This is a genomic window from Chryseobacterium gossypii, from assembly GCF_041361455.1.
Lineage (GTDB): Bacteria > Bacteroidota > Bacteroidia > Flavobacteriales > Weeksellaceae > Chryseobacterium > Chryseobacterium gossypii.
The window spans coordinates 1-3,285 of record NZ_JBGCUR010000059.1 but is presented as its reverse complement, the minus strand read 5'-3'; the positions used below and the strand labels follow the sequence as shown (position 1 = coordinate 3,285).

At 40.9% G+C, this 3,285-nt stretch carries 3 protein-coding genes; all 3 read left to right on the top strand.

Annotated elements, in window-relative coordinates; translation table 11 throughout:
- On the top strand, positions 1 to 236 hold a 236-nt coding region (locus tag ABMQ40_RS16455; protein WP_370901566.1), incomplete at its 5' end, for a T9SS type A sorting domain-containing protein.
- Positions 237 to 242: 6 nt separating this feature from the next.
- Positions 243 to 3,080 (top strand): RHS repeat domain-containing protein, encoded by a 2,838-nt coding sequence (locus ABMQ40_RS16450; RefSeq protein ID WP_370901564.1) that lies wholly within the window; start codon positions 243 to 245, stop codon positions 3,078 to 3,080.
- A gap of 4 nt (positions 3,081 to 3,084) precedes the next feature.
- Positions 3,085 to 3,285, top strand: a 201-nt coding sequence (locus tag ABMQ40_RS16445) for a DUF6443 domain-containing protein (protein WP_370901562.1), incomplete at its 3' end; no start/stop codon positions are given.

Here is a 3,285-nt window from a genome sequence, read left to right as displayed (position 1 = left end):
AGGGGATCAGGGTGTATCCGAATCCTGTATCGGATTATACTTATGTGGAGATCGGCTATGATTTCAAGGAGGCAGAGATCCTCTTGTACGATATGTCAGGAAGACAGCTGGAAAGCCTGAAAACCAGAAATAAGATTACAAAGATCAATACCCAGCCCCTGAGTCAGGGAGCATACCTGGTGACCATAAAAACGGATAACAATAAAACTGCTAACGCGAAACTGATTAAGAAATAAACTGAGATGAAAAGACTAATTAAAATATTGAGCCTGGGGATATCAGGATTGTTTTTCTCAACAATACAGGCTCAAAATAGCGTAAATTTTGGGGACTTGCCTAAACCGGTACCTTCCGTTTCCTCACTGGCAACCTATACCAATACACCGATTGCTACGGCAACCGGTATTCCGGATATTTCTTTCCCGTTATTAGGATTACCATCCTATAATGGTGACCTTAATTTGAATATTGCCCTTTCTTATAACCCGATGAATGTTTCGGAATCCGAACCGATCAGTCAGGTAGGAAGAGGCTGGACCTTATTCGCGGGAGGCGTGATTTCAAGAAGTATTACCAATGATATTGATGAGCTGTATGACAATGCTTCAGGCAGCAATTATTATAAGAATACTTTTGATGACATCTATTACTATAACCTGCCTGGCATTTCCGGACGCTTCAGGTTTGTAAGGGATATAGATAACAATACGTTTAAACTGGTAAACCTTACCTCCAACAAAATTAAACTGGAATATACCCGGGATGCAAATACCGCGACTCTTATCATCAGTTCTTTTACCATTACCGATACCAGAGGAATAAAGTATATTTTTAATGATTATAGCCGGAGCAATCAGGAGCGTAACATCTATTTGTCCGGAGGAAAGGTATATAAATCTGCATTTTTTTTAACCCAGATACTGGACCCTAACGGAGTAGAGCTTGCTGCTTTCACCTATCAGAAGGATACCAGATATAAATATAATACAAGTATTGTAGCCTATGAAACCTGCAAGCTAAAAACCATTTCCAGCCCGGGGTTCGGGAAGATAGAACTGAATTACTTATATGACCCTGCATTAGAAAATTCAATGACAGACCCTTACCAGGTCCAGAGCGTGCTATTAAAAGATCATTACGGCCATTTAATTTCGGGATATAATTTTGAATATTCTTCCTTTTATCCCAGAAGCTTGTTAAAGCTCAAAAAACTTAACCGAAACAATACGGTTTCCGAAACCACGGAATTTGAGTATGGCGATGCAGCAGGAACAGGCCTTCCGTCTTTGGGAACAGATCCTAATCTTTTGTGTCCCGGACTATATACGGGAACCCCACAGATAGGGATGAGCGGAATCCTGAAAAGAGTAATCAATCCTTCAGGCGGTGTAGTGGAGTACAATTTTGAACAAAACCAAATCTATATTGACAGGACAGCTCAGAGCTATCTTGATACCGTCCTTTCCGGAATTGTGTTTACAGATCCTGAAGTACAGTATATGAACCAGTTTTGGGCTGAAAATTATGATACCCACCTGACCAATAATAATACCAGCTATACCTTTACGATTACCGGCACTCCCGGTGTCTATAAAAGAGTATTTGTACAGTTTGTGGCTGAAGAATTATATACGGATAATCCCATGTGGGATCCAAGCCAGCCCTATTCTGTAGGGTATGTTATAAAATCAGGAGGAGCAATTATCACAGGTAACCCTTGCCAGTCCCCAAACTTCAATGCCAATTATTACGTATCGGAATATAGCTTACCTCCGGGAACTTATACTATGCAGATAACAGGCTCGGGAGGAAAAGGAGGCGTTTCTTTGTTTGAAATCGCCCATATCCCGCAACCATTTAAAAATAGCATGAGGGGTATAGGTGTAAGAATAGCCAGCATTAAATATTATAACAACAGGACGGATGCTACTCCTGTAAAAACAACGAAGTATGAATATACCAGCTTTACCGACAGCAATACTTCGGTAGGATATAGTGTTGCCCCTGATACAGAAGATGTTAATGCTTCAAGCTATATTATTTATAAAAATGTAAAAATTACCAATGCTGACGATAATAATGGCTATGTAAAATATTACTATAAGATCCCTGACGATTTTCCCAAACAGCCATATACCGTAAATGGAAGCAATGCGCAGTTCTGGCCTCAATACAATCTTATCAGCAGCGGTCTGTTGGATAAAAAGGAAGTTTATGATGCACAGGGTAAGCTCCTGGTCTCAGAACAATCCGGCTATACTTTCGAGGATGTGCCGGGGGCGGAAGATTATGAGCTTTGGTCAAATACCTATACCAGGTTTGGCTGGCTAAAAAAAATAGTAACCACCTCCACCACGTATTTTGATAACAATCAAAGGGTGCAGGAGCAGTCAGAGACCAATTTCAATGTATTCAATTTTGAAGTGGGCTCTATCCGGAAAGTTTTTGATGATACTACCAAAGAAGTATTTTACACCTATCCGGAATCCGGATACTCTAACCTTGCCAATGCGAATATAAAAAGTACCCCTGTCATTATAGAAGAAAAAACGGATGGTGAACTGACCTCACGGACCGAGACGAAATTTGACAACGCAAGCTCCACGAGGCCAACGTCTTTAGTGAGAAGTGGTATCAGCAACCAGGCTCCTAACACGGTAACGATCAATCAGTATGATGATAAGGGAAATGCGGTCCAGATTACTTCCTCCACAGGGGTGCCCACAGCAATTATCTGGGGATATAATAAAACCAAACCTATTGCCAGAATAGCAGGAGCAACCTATGCTCAGGTATCCTCTTTGGCTGCTTCGATTGTTAATGCCTCCAATGAAGATGCCGCAGACCCTGCTAAAGAAGCTTTACTGCTGGTGGCTTTGGACAATTTCAGGAAAACCTCCTCTTTACAGAATTTCCAGATCACCACCTATACCTATGATCCCCTTATCGGTACCACAACGGTGACTCCTCCAAACGGTATCAGAGAGATTTATCAGTATGATGCCGATAACAGGCTGCAAAAAATAGTGGATATGAATGGTGTTACCCTGAAGGAGTATAAGTACAATTACAAAAACTAGAACAATGAAAAGACTATTATTAATCCTGAATATTTTGCTGTCCGGGTTCCTTTTTGCGCAAGCAGGGCTGAGCTCAACAGAAAATTATATATACGAAAAAAATTGTTTATCCGGGGATTGCTCCAAAAAGGCGGAAAATGTAAAGTATTTTGACGGCCTTGGAAGACTGATACAGAATGTATCTGTGAAGGTCACACCATCAGGT